The organism is Rhodocytophaga aerolata, assembly GCF_030503435.1.
In the GTDB taxonomy this organism is placed as follows: domain Bacteria; phylum Bacteroidota; class Bacteroidia; order Cytophagales; family 172606-1; genus Rhodocytophaga; species Rhodocytophaga aerolata.
This window is the reverse complement of the sequence record NZ_JAUKPO010000025.1, coordinates 1-15,004: the sequence shown is the minus strand read 5'-3', so window position 1 is coordinate 15,004 and position 15,004 is coordinate 1. Positions and strand designations below refer to the sequence as shown.

Below are 15,004 nucleotides of genomic sequence, written 5' to 3'. Positions count from 1 at the left end.
CTTCCATTGGACTATCGTCTGTGGGTTGTAAACAGCTAAAGCCCCGTTATGAAAATTGCTAGCCTTATATTCGTTGGATTTACGGTAATCCTGCTGCTTTTCTCTATTACTACCTATGTAAATTACCGCCAATCAGTGAAAGTGCAAGAAAACACCGAGTGGGTGCAACGTTCGCAGCTGGTGATCAGGCAGGCAGCCCGGCTACACCGGAATATCACAGAGATGGAAAGTAGCCTGAGAGGGTATCTGTTAACCGACGAACCCACTTTTCTGGAACCTTTCGACTCAGCCGCTTCAGAGAATAAGCAATTGTACACCGAGCTAAAAACCCAGGTAGAACATAACCTGTTTCAGGAGAAAAGATTAGCCGATATTGAGCAGCTGGAAACACGCTGGCAAATGGAGGTTGCCAAACCCCTAATTCAGGCAAAGAAGAATGCTTTTATGTCTGACAGTGCCCGGCAGGTTTTTTCTAATATGTATTCTGATAAAATAAAGAAAGGATCGGAAAGGATAATTAACAATCAGATCAGGCAGAAATTTAAAGAATTCAATAATTATGAATACGATTTGCGGGAAGTCAGGCGGGCTACGTTAGGCGATTCTGTAGAAGATACCGAAGCTATTTCTTTCGTGTTAACTACCTTATCTATTATTCTTGGTCTGGCTATTGCCTTTTATATCAGCCTTACCATTTCGCGGCGCATCAACACAATGGTGCAACTGGCCGATAGAATTGCCAGTGGTAATTTTGGCATTTTTATACAGGATTCCTCCAGAGACGAACTAGGCCACCTGGCAAAATCATTAAATAGCATGACCAAAACACTGAGTGAAAACATATCACAATTAGAACGGAAAAACGAAGAGTTGGACAGGTTTGCTTATGTAGTTTCTCATGATTTAAAAGCTCCTTTACGGGGAATCGAGAATATTTCCTATTGTCTGGAAGAAGATTATGGAGACGAAATGCCCGTGCAAGTAAAAGATTATCTTTCCCTGATGAGAGGCCGTATTCACCGGATGGAAAATATGATTAAAGGTATCCTGGAACTTTCCAGAATTGGGCGCCAAAAAAATCCGGTAGAAGTAGTGAACACCAAGTTAATGTTGCAGGAAATTGTAGAAATGCTCTCCCCTCAAACTGGTTTGCAGGTTTTTGTTCAGCCAGATATGCCTGTTATAGAAACGGAAAAAATTCCTCTTCAACAGGTTTTTATCAACCTCATCAGCAATTCTGTAAAATACCACCACCAGAAAAATGGAAAAGTTATTGTTGGCTGTGAAGAAAAAGAAGATTGCTATGAGTTTTTCGTAACCGACGACGGGCCAGGGATTGAGCCTAAATATCACGAGAAAATATTTATTATTTTTCAAACATTGAAAGAACGCGATGCGTTTGAGAGTACAGGGGTAGGTCTGGCCATTGTTAAAAAAATACTGGATGATAAAAAGTGTACGATAAAAGTCTTGTCTGAAATCGGGAATGGTGCTACGTTTGTATTTACATGGCCCAAACATGTAGTAGATCATATTTCTTCATAGTGCAGGTAGTGTATTTGCTAGCTGTATTTTAAAAGCCTTATACTATGATTGATAAAATTGCCAACATTCTTTTAGTAGAAGACGATTACCTGGACAGCATGATTGTGGAGCGTAATCTGCGCAAAATGAATGTACTCCATAAATTATTTATTGCGCGTAACGGGCAGGAAGCATTAGATATGCTGCGCGGAAACGGATATGAGAAAATCAGTCCGCTTCCCAGCATTATTATGCTTGATATAAACATGCCCCGGATGAATGGACTAGAATTCTTAAGTGAACTGCGTTCAGATTCAGCATTTAAAGATATTAAAGTATTTATTATGACCACTTCCGATCAGGAAGAGGACCGTACCGCTTCTGAAAAAATGGGAGTTTCCGGTTATATTGTGAAACCATTCAATCTGAATAATTCATCTTCTTCCAAAGATAGTTTCAATCTGTTTATTGACTTGATGAACTTGAAAAAGTAGCAGCCGATTCTACAGCTTCTAGTATCTTCTGAAAATCAGTGTTTCTTTAATGATGTTCATTGCCTGAATTTTGGCTGTTACATAGTAGTATCAGAATTTTTAGGCGAAGGGATGCATTGTTTTTGCAGCAATTGCACAGGAACTTCTGACAGATATTCTGTACCTTAGGGGTGTGTTAGCTACTATGTTTCCGCGGGCTAAAGTCTTGCTACTAAAGCAATTGTTAAAAGGTATTCTAGCCTTAGCAGGAGTTGTTTTTGTGATATTCCTGTTTCTGCACTTGTTGTTTCCTCTGAAAAAAACCATTTCTTATTCGCAGATCATTACTGCCCGGAATGGTACGGTCATGCATGCTTTTTTGAGTCCGGATGATAAATGGCGGCTAAAAACAGAACTCTCAGAAATTATTCCGCAACTGCGTAAAACAATTATTTATAAGGAAGATAAGTATTTCTATTATCATCCGGGTATAAATCCAGTAGCTGTAGTTCGTGCTGCTTTCAACAACTTATTAACCGGTAAAACTACTTCCGGAGCTTCTACCATAACCATGCAGGTAGCCAGGCTAATGGCTCCTAAAGAACGGACATATGCTAACAAATTCATAGAACTCTTCAGGGCATTGCAACTGGAATGGCTATATAGTAAAGAAGAAATTCTGCAATTGTACCTGAATCTGGTACCGTATGGAGGCAACATAGAAGGCGTAAAATCGGCTTCCTTATTATATTTTGGCCAGTTACCAGATAAGTTAAGTCTGGCCCAGATAGCTACTTTAGCTATAGTGCCAAACCGGCCTACATCGCTTGGTTTAGGTAAGAATGAACTTATGTTGGTGCAGGAGCGAAACAAATGGCTGAAGCGTTTTGCCGCTAATCAATTGTTCTCCCCGAAAGAAATAGTCGATGCCTTGGCCGAACCTTTAGCTGCCAAACGTCGGCCCTTTCCTAAAATAGCTCCTCACTTGGCTAACCGGATGAAATATGAGCAGCCAGAAGTAACTAACATACATACAAGCCTTAATCTACCTATACAAGACAAAGTACAGAGCCTTGCCTATAATTACCACAAGCGCTTGCAACGGTACAATATTAATAACATAGCTGTGCTCGTGCTAAATAACCGGACCATGGAAGTAGAAGCCTATATAGGTTCTCCTGATTATGCAAATAATACGCATGCCGGGCAGGTAGATGGAGTAAGAGCTATCCGGTCACCGGGTAGTACATTGAAACCGTTAGTATATGCACTGGGGATAGATCAGGGAAATATTACTCCAAAAACCATGATAGCGGATGTGCCCAGTAATTTTGCCGGCTACAACCCAGATAACTTTGATAAGAAATTCAATGGAATGATAAGTGTAGAAAAAGCATTGTCTTTTTCTTTGAATATACCTGCTGTAAAGGTGCTTCACGAAACAGGTTTACCGCTGTTTATAGAAAAATTAAACCAGGCCCATTTTGAGCAAATAAAAAAAGACCAGAATAAATTAGGTTTATCTGTCATTTTAGGTGGATGTGGTGTTACTCTGGAAGAACTTACTGGTTTGTATGCGGCCTTTGCTAATGGAGGAATGTATAAACCCATTGTATATACGCTTCCAGCCAAGCCTGCTTCTCTTGATTCTCTGCATAGCATCCGCATTGTATCGCCGGAAGCCGCTTTTATGATTAATGAAATACTGACTCAGGCTACCCGGCCAGACTTACCTAACAACTACCAAAGCAGTTACCATATACCGAAAGTTGCCTGGAAAACTGGTACTTCCTATGGGCGGAGGGATGCCTGGAGCATTGGCTACAATGCTCGCTATACGGTAGGCGTATGGGTGGGCAATGCCAGTGGAGAGGGCATCAGAGAGTTAACAGGAGCCGATATAGCTACCCCCCTGTTGTTCAATATATTCAACTCTATAGATTATAATTCTGCTAACCGCTGGTTTACGGCTCCCAAAGATTTAAAAGTCCGTTTGGTATGTGCCGAGAGTGGATTAGCACCCGGCGATTTTTGCCAGCATCAAGTTGCCGATTATTTCATTCCGCTAATATCGGATACAAAAAAATGCATGCATATTAAACAAGTAGCTGTACAGGCAAATGAAGCCTATTCGTATTGCACATCGTGCTTGCCGCAAAATGGATATAAACAGAAAATTTATCCGAATTATTCGCCGGAAGTAGTGGCCTATTATGAACATACAGGACTGGCTTACCAGAAAATTCCTCCCCATAATCCGGCTTGCACACGTATTTTTGACGATCAGGCACCACAAATAGTGTCACCAGCCAATGGACGCGAGTATATCTTAGACAGCAAATCTGCCGAACTTATGCTAAGCTGTCAGGCAGACAATGAAATAAAAAAAGTATACTGGTATATCAACGACCACTTATATACATCAGCGGGTGCCGCAGAGAAAGTGTTTTTCAAACCAATAGCCGGTACAGTAAAAATATCATGTAGCGACGATAAAGGCCGGAATTCAGACGTGCAGATTACAGTAAGAGAAGAATAAAGAATCCGGTTTACAAATGTTTAAAATTTATATAGGTGTAGCTTAGCAGGGAATCCGGATTTCAAACACTGTTTCATCGGGGTTATCGGCCAGAAATACTACTTCTCCATCCAATTTTTTTACGGCAGTTTGTGCAATATATAAACCAAGCCCTGATCCTTTGGAAAGCTCCGTGCCCCGGAAGAACAGGTTAAAAATCTTATCTTTGAGTGACTGGGGAATGCCAATGCCATTGTCGCGTACATAAATAATCAGCTGATTTTTTACAGAAGTAGCCATTATTTTTACATAAGGGCATTTATTCCTTGTAACATCTGCATATTTTATGCTGTTCTCAATAATGTTTTCCAGCGCAAGTTCAACTATATTTTTGTCACTTCTGATAATCGTCTGTGGGGGTATCAGGTTTTCAATGGCTATGTGTTGGTTAACATTATTTTCTTTGGTAAGCCGGATAATTTCTTCTGTTAAACTATATAAATTAATTTCTTCACTTTCGGGGGAATATTCTTTCAGGTTATTCACACTTAATAATCTTTTCAGCATATTATCCAGAAGAATAGCCGTATCATGAATTAAATGGTCGTATTCCTCCCGGTGAATAGATATTCTGTCAAGCAACACCAGGTTAGAAAGACCAATCAAGCGGGCCAAAGGACCCCGTAAATCGTGTGAGGCACGGTACACAAAATTGTTAAGTTCATTTACAGCAAGTTTAATTTCCTCTTGTGTTTTTACGCGTTGCGTTACATCAAAAGATAATACCAGTTTTGCTGCTACACCATTGAGTTCAATCGGATGCGAGTTGATTTCTACATATAAGATATTCCCATTCTTTTTTAAGTGCCGCCATACACCTGAGAAGGTGAAACGGTCATTGTGATCTTTATGTATATTTTCTGTTAGGAGGGAATAATCTTCTTTTGGCCGGATATCAAGTAGATTCATAGAAAGAAACTGCTCGCGGGAGTATCCGTAGGTAGCTACAGCAGCATTGTTCACCATCAGAAATTGCAGCGTTTTCATATCATATACCCACATCGGGATAGGATTATTATCGAACATCAGCTTGAATTTTGCTTCTGCCGCTGTTACCAGCTTTTCCCCGGCGCGCAATTGACGGTTGTGAGACTGTAAGATAATAAAGATAAAAAATGCCGAGAAAGCTGCGAATAATATTCCTTTGATAATCGAGATATATAAGAATGCTTCTGTATTCCTGAATAAGTAATTAATTAATGCATCAGACAAAACAATCCAGCAGAGGCCAAAGGCAAAAAATAAAAAGGCCGTACGTTTGGGTAATAATGAATATTCCATTTTCACGTCGTCTACAATTTTCTGAACTGCAAATAGATAGTAGGCATAGAGGAACAGCTATAATTAAAGCTAAAAAGATATTTACTTATACAGTTCATTGATTAACAATTAGTTAAAAGTTTTGTTTAAGCATATTGCCTGTATTTTATAGCTTGGCCTATAGAGCAGCAATTGAAAAATTTAGCCAAAATTAACATATAAAAATCACCTATGAACTATAAATTACTAGGAAAAAGTAGGCTCAGCGTCTTGGAGATATGTTTGACAACAAAAACTATATATATCAAGATGAACAGAAAGCAAAATTCTAAACCTCTGTAGCCTTTTTTAGTTCTTGTATTAGAAACAACTGCAGAAGCTATGGCTACAACAAACAATGCTACAGAAGCAAAGTATGATAAACCTGAACTCCGGGAGAAAATTAAAGAAGAGCTGCTGAAATCTGATAAAGGCGGAAAGCCTGGACAATGGTCGGCCCGTAAAAGTCAGCTGCTGGTAAAAGAATATGAAAAACAAGGAGGCAGCTATCTAGAGAAAAAAGATAAGGCAGCGCACTCTTTGGAGGAATGGACAAAACAAGAGTGGCAAACAAAAGATGGTAAAACACAGGCCAGGCAAAATGGTAAAACCAAAAGATACTTACCAAAAAAGGTTTGGGATAAGCTATCCGATGAAGAAAGGAAAGAGGCAGAAACAGCTAAAGTAAAAGGTTCTAAAACAGGCGAACAACATATTGCCTACTCTAAAGCAGTAATAAAAGCTATAGAAGAAGTAAAAACTGAAGCTTCAACCAAACAAACAAAAGAAGAGCTATACAAACAAGCTCAGAAATTGAATATTGAAGGCCGCAGCAAAATGACCAAAGAGCAGCTAAAAAAAGCAATAGACAAAGTAAAGTAAAATAATCTTTCTCAGTTTAGAGAAACTATTCCTCTCAACGGTAAATATTGGAAGAGATTAGATCATAATTTCTTTCAATATTTGCAATGAACGTACTTCACCAAAATTTTCTACGTGCAGGCTATAAAAACGAAGGACATATTCCAGTATCTGCCGGCGGATAGTATTGGATACAGCTACATATTCATTGTAGCGGTTTATAATTAAACTATTCAAGGCCTGTTTTTCCTCATCTGTAGCTGCATATATTCGTATGGCTCCGACCTGATCCAGTATTTCATCCGATTCTTGTGGCGCAAAACCCAGGTACCTGCTTAGTTTTAGCAGAAATTGAATAGGGAAGTTTTCATACCCTTTCTCATGATGATCCAAGTATAAGATGGAGGTAAGCAAAAACTGGAACATATCGTGGTTAGGTGTTTCCTCTTTCAGGGTTTTATTCAGAACTTCTGTCATAAAAATTGCAATGCCTGACTTAATAAAATGGTAGGGAAGTGTCTGAAAGGCGGTATGGCATTTGATCTCAGAAATACGGAAAATATCTCCGGTATCTCTGTGGTACACCACTAGGTCCAGTAGGGTAAGAGGCTGGAACAGGGCGATTTTATTTTTAGATTTTGCACTTCGTACCCCATTTTCAATATAGGTTTGTATGCCAAATTCTTCTGTATATATTTTTACTATGATAGAAGTTTCCCGGTATTTAATATAGTTAATAACAATCCCTCTGGTTTTATGAAGCATGGTATAAAGTGCTGATTAAAATGGCAAATAAGCTAATACGTGGCTTACTGCTAAGGTAAAACATATAATTGCCGGCTGAGGTTCTGCTGCAAGATGGATAGAATTATTCAATAACGGCCATTTTCGTCACCAGGGTCTCATTCCCTTCAGCATCGGAACTGTAGATTAGGTAAATCCCGGTGGCGGCCCTGCGGCCAGTATAATCCTGTACATTCCATACGGCGGTGCTTCCTTGTGCCCGCGTTTGGTATACTAGCCGCCCACTTATATCTGTAATTTTAACAAGGGCATTGTTCACAAGCCCAGAGATACCCACTAATCCGGTAAAATCGGGTCTGACGGGATTTGGAAAAACTTTTACATGGGTATGGGTGGCTTCTCCTTCTGTAGCACTGCCCCGGTAAGAAATAAGCCCTTTATCAGTAGCTATAAATACTTCTCCAGTAGCCGGTTGAATAGCAATATCCAGAATGTTGTCAGATAGCAAAGGGCTGTTTTGCGTGGTAAAATGATGGATCAGTTCAGTGGCATCTGCATTGAAAAGCCATACTCCATTTCGTGTACCAATCCATTTGCGGTTTCCCCCATCTATGGCAATGGCACTGACTACTTCATTACTTAACAAAGGCCGCCGTTCAAAAATAGGTGTTAACGCATCAAAAGCCATACTATTAAAAACGGAAAATGGATTAAAATATAAGGCTACTCCCCGGTCTGTACCCACCCATACCTGACCTTCCTTATCTTTGACCAGGGCATTCACTGTGTTACTTGGCAGGCCTCCTTGCCCAAGCACAGTAGATAAATAGCGGCTTCTTGTTTCTTTTTCATCAAATACCCAAATGCCCCCCCCAGGAGGTGCCAGACGTATCCATTTATAATTACTATCATCTACAAGTACTGACAAGGGCCGACGGGCAGCTGTATTATTGAAGATATAGGATTGCCAGGTGTTATCTGTTTTTTTTACGTATAAAGAAGGTTGATCTGCAGCCGCTCCAAAACTAGTTATCCAGGTATTTCCTGCGGCATCTACCGCTAAACCGGTAATGGCTAAGCTTCCATCGGTGTTTGGTTGCAGAGGTGAATTGCTAGCATTTATCGTTTCAAAAGTTCCATCCGCATTGGCTACCAGTAACCCCTCGCCAAATGAACCTATATACAATTTATTATCTGTTGAATTATAGGCCGCTGAAACCAGATCTTTAACCGGCGGAATGCGGTAAGCAGGCTCATTACTTGTACTGGTATAATTTACCCAGCCAGTTGAGGTGAACACAGAAAAGCCAGAAGTCTGGTTGAGTGGTAAAAAAGAACCGGAAGTGAATCCGCCAGATAAAGCCACTATACTTTTATTGTAGCTTGCTAAGCTCCAGGTGCTACTGCTAGCAGGCCCGTTGGGAATAAACGATTGAAATTCTCCCGCATAATTACTTATAAGTCCATTGGTGGCATCGGCTATCCACAACTTACCTGTTTCATCATAAATTGCTTTCTGCGGATTAAGTATTAATGGATGTACAATTTCCTGTATAAGGTTGTTCTCAGCTATACTAACTATTTTACCTTGCGCAGAAATGAGTATCGTATTATTGGAAGCCTGTATAGAATTTACCTGAGTAATACTGGGCATATTTACTTTTTGCCAGTTTCCATTTTCAAAAAAATAGACCCCCTCGTTTACTAAACTGGCATATACCTGCTCACCCCTGCTGGCAATGGAATTACTTAATACAGATGGAATGCCTTCAGCGAGCCCATATCTTCGCCAGTTACTGAAATCCAATAAGTTCACGCCAGTAACAGGAGCCGCTAGTATTCCCCGAGCTGTAGCCAGAAACAGAGTGTTACTGGTAATAGTACTGGCATTTACCGCTAGGTTACTTCCATTAGCCCCTATGTTTCTATAAGTTTCACGGATTTCCTGCCGCTGTATATCTAGCACAACTACGCCAAAGTTGGCAGATAAATAAGCCAGATTACCGGCAAAATAAATATGGTTGATTTGTTTATTGGCTATATCTGCCGACGTAGCAATATCATCTATGTTAGTAATGGTGTTGTTTTGTAGTAAATCTATATTGCCATTGCGGTAAGCAACAAGTAAGGTTTGAGTGGTCTCATTATATGCTACTTGCGAAACTTCTGTATCACTGAAACCATCTGATCGGGAAAGAATTGTGCTGCTGGAGGTATTTCTGTCAAAAGAGAAAAAACCAGTAGCGGAGGCGGCATAAATCTCTCCAGGTGTAAGAGCCAGGGTAGAAACACTACGGTACGATAGATGTGTACGCCAGGAGCCTATCGGAATATCCTGTGCCAGACTAGTAAAAGCAAGAAGTACTAGGCTTAACAATCCTATAAATTGTATAAGAGTACTTTTTACCAGTTTACGATGAAATATGCTACGCATGAGCTGTCACGGCTTATTCAATATTTTAGATTGCTTTTTGCCATGCCTTCGTTAAAACATCGACGGCATCTGGCTTCATAACTTTCAGTTTCGCCTAGCAATACTTTTTCTTTAGAAGGAACCAGTCTATAAGAGAAAGAAGCCACACTTCCACAAACGGCACAAATAGCATGCACTTTGGTTACAAATTCTGCTACAGCCATTAAGGCAGGCACACAGGCAAAAGGTTTACCCTGAAAATCCATATCCAGGCCTGCTACAATTACGCGCTTTCCGGAATTAGCTAATGATATGCATACTTCTACAATTCCTTCATCAAAAAACTGTGTTTCATCAATCCCTACCACATCACTGTTGCCAGCCAGTAAAATCATTTCGTGGGGAGCATAAATAGGCGTAGACCGGATAGAGTTGGCATCATGTGAAACCACATCTATATCATGATACCGGGTGTCTATAGCAGGTTTAAAAATTTCTACATTTTGTTTAGCAATTTGTGCCCGCTTCAGCCGCCTGATCAATTCTTCTGTTTTTCCAGAAAACATAGACCCACAAATTACTTCAATCCAGCCAGTCCGGCTGATTCTTCCTTGCTGATACCTTCCCAGATGAGGTTCTATAAACATAAAGGAATTTGCAAATTTACGCGTAAAAAATTTTGAAAATCTTTGGTATACATTATTAACTAGTCAGCTTATTTAATATAGTGCATATGTGGGAGCTGGCATTCGGGTGGAACTTCTGCGAGTATATCGCCATAGGCATAGCTCTGGCAGGTTAACCGTTCATTCTCTACTAATCTTCCCTGATTTTTGAATTTTAGTTCGGCAGCCGAAAACGGGCTTATGTTTTCCATTCCTGCTAATATTCGAATTCGGCAGGTGGTGCATCTTCCTTTGCCCCCACACGCATGCATCCAGTCAATATAGTCATCCTGTATATGCTTTAATAAACTTTTATTGGATGTTAATGGAATGCTTTTATTGGCCAGATTGCGTATAATAAGTTTTGACATAAATTGATAACTTTACAAAACAAATGAAATACATCTGCATTTAAAAATTCTTCTTTGCAAAGGAGAGCAAGCAGGGTGTATTCTTTGCCTTCGTGCAATACCTATTGAGATTTTCATAATCAACTGTAACAGATCAAAATTCAGCGAATGAGTAAACTAAAGGAGTTAGCTTTAGAAAATTATAGTAAGGCGTATGCCAGAAAAGTGGTTGCAGATTTTTTTTCTGCTCATGAACTCATGCAGGGTAAGCAGATACTTACATTTACCGAAATAAGCCAGGTAAATATGTTTGTGCTACAACATCTGTTCACCAGCTGGCAGGAAGAAACAGCCAAGCTGCAAAGCCCCTACTTCGATTATCAGGCGTATGAAGTAAAAGAGGCCTTGCAACAATTTATGAACACCGTGTCTAAGCATATAGCCATCCGGCGTGAGCATCTGGAGCCGCTGGTGAACTATGCTGTAAAATCTACCCTGGTTTTGTTGTTGGCCCCTCAGGAATTTTTTGCACAACTGATCCGGAAAGAAGGGTTTACCATCAATATTTCTCAATTGCAGGAGGTAGCTAAATATATTCAGATTAATAAGAGCCTCTTAACTTCTTTTCTTAATAGACTAACTAGTGTAGCTGATCAAGAGTTGCCTGTTAATCAAGCCTTGCGTGTACTGGAAGAAGTATGCCAGGAAAGAAGGGATGAACTAGAATCACCAGATCAGTACCTGGATGTTTTTTCCAGAAAGATACCTGTCTACAAAGAAGATTTACTTGAAACGCCGGCACCAGTAGAACAAAAACCAGTGGCACCAGTCGTAAATAATTTCGGAGTAGATATTGAGCAGTTTGTAAAAGCCGTAAATAATTCTCCTGTAACTACACCTACGCCACCCATACCAGCTGAGCCAGTAAAACCAGTGAGTGACCAGGTGAAAGCAGCCAGCCTGCATGAGAAATTTATGCGCGAGCAAGTAACCTTAAATGACCGCCTGAAGCAAGAACCTAAACCCACGCTACTAGACAAGGTTCAAAAAACCCGTATACAAGATATTAAAAGTGCCATTTCATTGAATCAACGGTTTTTATTTATAAATGCATTATTTAAAGGAGATGGTACCGCATTTAACCAGGCTTTACAAGAAATAGATCAGTGCCAGGATTATCAAACAGCCAGTAGCCTGTTGAAGGAAAAATATGCCGCTAAGTATGGCTGGGACATGAAAAGTGAAGAAGTAGATAGTTTTATTGAAGTAGTAGAACGGAAATTTTACTAACTTACTAGAGTAAAATACTATGTACGATGAACCCGAATCCTATTGTTTTATCTATTCCTATATTTTTTATTCTGATAGGTGTAGAGTTACTGGTTGAACGGTTCCGCCACCAGAAGCTATACCGGCTGAACGATGCCATAACCAATATCAGCTGCGGTATTGGCGAGCAGGTAACAGGGGTGTTTATGAAGTTATTCGTTGTAGCTATCTATCAGTTCTGCTATGAGAACTATGCATTCTTTCAAATTCCGACCAACTGGCTAACAGGTATTATTTTATTTGTTGCTGTGGATTTTTTCTATTATTGGTTTCACCGGTACAGCCACGAAATTAATTTATTCTGGGGTGGTCATGTCGTACATCATCAAAGTGAAGAATACAACTTGTCGGTAGCTTTACGGCAAGGCTGGTTACAAAAAGTATTTTCGTTTGCCTTTTATCTTCCGCTGGCTTTTATTGGATTTGATACGTTACTCTTTGTTACTGTTTCTTCCTTTGTTACGTTGTACCAGTTCTGGATTCATACCAAAGCTATCCATAAACTAGGCTGGCTGGAATACATTTTAAATACGCCTTCCCATCACCGGGTGCATCACGGCGTTAATCCCAAATACATTGACAAAAACCATGGAGGTACCTTTATTATCTGGGATAGAATGTTTGGTACGTTTCAGGAGGAGGAAGAAGAACCAATCTATGGAATTACCAAACCGCTTAATAGCTGGAACCCAGTATGGGCAAACTTGCAGCATTTTGTTGATATGCTCACCTTATTAAAGCAAGTCCCCAACTGGAAAGATAAACTAAAAGTCTTATTTATGCCGCCAGGTTGGCGCCCCGACTACTTAGGCGGCAGGATGGCAGTATCAGAAGTTGACAGAACATTATATAAAAAATACGATACGCCGGTACCGCATAAGTTAAATTATTATGTATTCTTTCAATATCTGTTTACTGTAGCAGGTGCAGCTGTGTTTCTTTTTAAAGCAGAACAAATGCCTATGGCCATGAAAGCTATATCCGCTATACTTATTGTAGCAGCCATTGTAAACTGTGGAGCTTTGTTTGAATTGAGAAAATGGGTGTATGTAGCCGAGTTTGCCAGAATTAGTTGCACTGTAGCTTTCATCTGGATTGTAACCAATAATTATCCTGCTGTATTAGTAGTAGCCATAGGTTTATTTCTGGTTTCCAGTATTTGGTTGATCAAACTCCGGAATTTATTCTTTCAACCTTCCATGGTTCAGAACCGTGAACTCGCATAATTTGTGAGAGGCTAAGATACTTTTTTGGAACGATTGAGAAAATTGAGCTGATTTATAAAGTCAATGGGTTCTTCCTCTTCTGTAAGCTCATCCAATTCTTCTTCACTGTATGCTGCTGAGGTATGCGTTTCATTATAATAAATCAAGTCCCATTCCCCATCTTCATCCTGTACTAATGCACTGAGGGATTCTACCCAGTCACCAGAGTTTAAATAGAGTACATCATCCAGTTGTTTAATAGCCGGCTGGTGAATATGGCCACAAATAATACCCTCACAATTTTTGACGCGGGCAACTTCTGCAAGTTGAGTTTCATAATCGGAAATATAAGATACAGCCGACTTAACTTTTAACTTTATCATTTGCGATAAAGAATAGTAAGGAAGTCCACGGGTGGTGCGGTAATTATTATATAATTTATTTACCCACAATAAAAAAGTATACCCTATATCGCCAAGTTTAGCAATCCACTTGAGTTTTGTAGTAATAGAATCAAATATATCGCCATGCGTTACATAGTATTTTTTATTACCACTTTTAAGCACATAATCCCGTTGAATAGAAAAGTTACCCACTTTTAACGGAAGAATTTGGTCTAAGAAATCATCGTGGTTTCCACGTATATAGATCACTTTAGTATTATGTTCTTCAATCATTTTAAGGACACGTTTAAAAAAACGGGTATGCTTCTTTTTCCAGGTCCCATATTTCTTTAGTTGCCATCCATCAATGATGTCTCCGTTCAGAATTAACTTTTCGCAGGTATGCTGCTTTAAAAAGTTCGTTAATTCTTTGGCTTTAGATCCGGAAGTGCCTAAATGTACATCCGAAATAACAATAGTCTTAAAGTGAGTTTTCAATAGCTTGGTTTTGATACAAAGCTAATTGCTACGTATAAACAAAACATTATCAAGGTTTTAATTATGTACTAAACTTTCTATTATAGTATGTAGTTAATAAAAACTTATGCTAGACAGAGATAACATTTAAGTAATGTACAATCAAATAAGAGCTATTTATTCTAGATACTAGAAAAGAAAAAATTGACATAATTGTTGCATTAACAAACACAGTGTATTATTTTTGAAACCCTTTTCTATATTAATTTCATATTATGTAAGAGAAGGAAAAAATAATTGCTAAAGGATTTGGAAAGGTAAGAGGAGTAGGGTAGGATTGCAACCCGTTTGAGAAGCGAGCGGGCATCTGAGGGGCAGGGGGGCCAGGGTAAGAGAGCCAAGGCAAAAAAAGTGTAAAAAAATTGCTTATTGGATTTGGGGGAAAACAAAAAGTAGGGTATGTTTGCAGCCCGTTTGAAGAGAAAGAGAAGCGAAGGAAAGAGGGGAAGGAAAGGAATAAAATATTTTTCTTTACAAATTTGGAAACCTAAAACAAAGCAGCTAGATTTGCAATCCTTTTGAGAAAGAGAGTCTAGCAAGCGGGGGGATAGGGAAGTAAAAGTTTATACGAAGTAGATTAGTTTACGAGTAAAATAGTTTTAGGTTTGTAAAAACCACCATCTTAGCAAGTAGTGCTGAGAAG

General features: G+C 39.4%; 12 protein-coding genes. 6 read left to right on the top strand and 6 right to left on the bottom strand.

Going from position 1 to position 15,004, the window contains the following annotated elements; translation table 11 throughout:
• Positions 1–48: 48 nt before the first annotated feature.
• The 3 genes from Q0590_RS27495 to pbpC all read left to right on the top strand — a co-directional run bounded on the left by Q0590_RS27495 (position 49) and on the right by pbpC (position 4,536).
• A complete protein-coding gene (locus tag Q0590_RS27495; RefSeq protein WP_302040857.1) occupies positions 49–1,545 on the top strand; it encodes a sensor histidine kinase in 1,497 nt (498 codons plus the stop codon).
• 44 nt (positions 1,546–1,589) lie between these two features.
• The gene (locus Q0590_RS27490; RefSeq protein WP_302040856.1) at positions 1,590–2,018 is read left to right on the top strand and encodes a response regulator; all 429 of its coding nucleotides are present in this window, start codon (positions 1,590–1,592) and stop codon (positions 2,016–2,018) included.
• 184 nt (positions 2,019–2,202) lie between these two features.
• Entirely contained in the window at positions 2,203–4,536 is a 2,334-nt protein-coding gene (gene pbpC, locus Q0590_RS27485; protein ID WP_302040855.1) for a penicillin-binding protein 1C, read from the top strand.
• Between the two features lie 42 nt (positions 4,537–4,578).
• Here pbpC and Q0590_RS27480 read toward each other — a convergent pair whose 3' ends face one another.
• On the bottom strand, positions 4,579–5,856 hold the full coding sequence (locus Q0590_RS27480) for a PAS domain-containing sensor histidine kinase (protein WP_302040854.1): 1,278 nt from the start codon (positions 5,854–5,856) through the stop codon (positions 4,579–4,581).
• Positions 5,857–6,216: 360 nt separating this feature from the next.
• Here Q0590_RS27480 and Q0590_RS27475 point away from each other — a divergent pair, with 360 nt between their 5' ends.
• Positions 6,217–6,756, top strand: a complete 540-nt coding sequence (locus Q0590_RS27475; RefSeq protein ID WP_302040853.1) for a hypothetical protein — start codon at positions 6,217–6,219, stop codon at positions 6,754–6,756.
• A gap of 57 nt (positions 6,757–6,813) precedes the next feature.
• Here the strand turns inward: Q0590_RS27475 and recO are convergent, their stop codons facing one another.
• From recO to Q0590_RS27455, 4 genes are all read right to left on the bottom strand, one after another.
• Positions 6,814–7,500 carry a DNA repair protein RecO gene (recO, locus tag Q0590_RS27470; RefSeq protein ID WP_302040852.1) on the bottom strand — a complete coding sequence of 229 codons (687 nt, stop codon included), beginning with the start codon at positions 7,498–7,500 and terminating at the stop codon, positions 6,814–6,816.
• A gap of 103 nt (positions 7,501–7,603) precedes the next feature.
• A complete protein-coding gene (gene porZ, locus Q0590_RS27465; RefSeq protein WP_302040851.1) occupies positions 7,604–9,913 on the bottom strand; it encodes a type IX secretion system anionic LPS delivery protein PorZ in 2,310 nt (769 codons plus the stop codon).
• Between the two features lie 17 nt (positions 9,914–9,930).
• A complete protein-coding gene (locus Q0590_RS27460) occupies positions 9,931–10,539 on the bottom strand; it encodes a thymidine kinase (protein ID WP_302040850.1) in 609 nt (202 codons plus the stop codon).
• A 68-nt stretch (positions 10,540–10,607) separates the two neighbouring features.
• Positions 10,608–10,928, bottom strand: coding sequence for a 2Fe-2S iron-sulfur cluster-binding protein (locus tag Q0590_RS27455; protein ID WP_302040849.1), 321 nt, complete (start codon positions 10,926–10,928; stop codon positions 10,608–10,610).
• A gap of 147 nt (positions 10,929–11,075) precedes the next feature.
• Between Q0590_RS27455 and Q0590_RS27450 the strand changes: the two genes are divergently transcribed.
• Together Q0590_RS27450 and Q0590_RS27445 are read left to right on the top strand one after the other, a co-directional pair.
• Positions 11,076–12,197, top strand: coding sequence for a DUF8457 domain-containing protein (locus Q0590_RS27450; protein WP_302040848.1), 1,122 nt, complete (start codon positions 11,076–11,078; stop codon positions 12,195–12,197).
• A gap of 26 nt (positions 12,198–12,223) precedes the next feature.
• Entirely contained in the window at positions 12,224–13,462 is a 1,239-nt protein-coding gene (locus Q0590_RS27445; RefSeq protein WP_302040847.1) for a sterol desaturase family protein, read from the top strand.
• Positions 13,463–13,473: 11 nt separating this feature from the next.
• On the opposite strand, the gene Q0590_RS27440 is transcribed toward Q0590_RS27445, so the two are convergent.
• Positions 13,474–14,322: a UDP-2,3-diacylglucosamine diphosphatase gene (locus Q0590_RS27440; RefSeq protein ID WP_302040846.1), complete on the bottom strand. Its 849-nt coding sequence runs from the start codon at positions 14,320–14,322 to the stop codon at positions 13,474–13,476.
• Positions 14,323–15,004 lie beyond the last annotated feature (682 nt).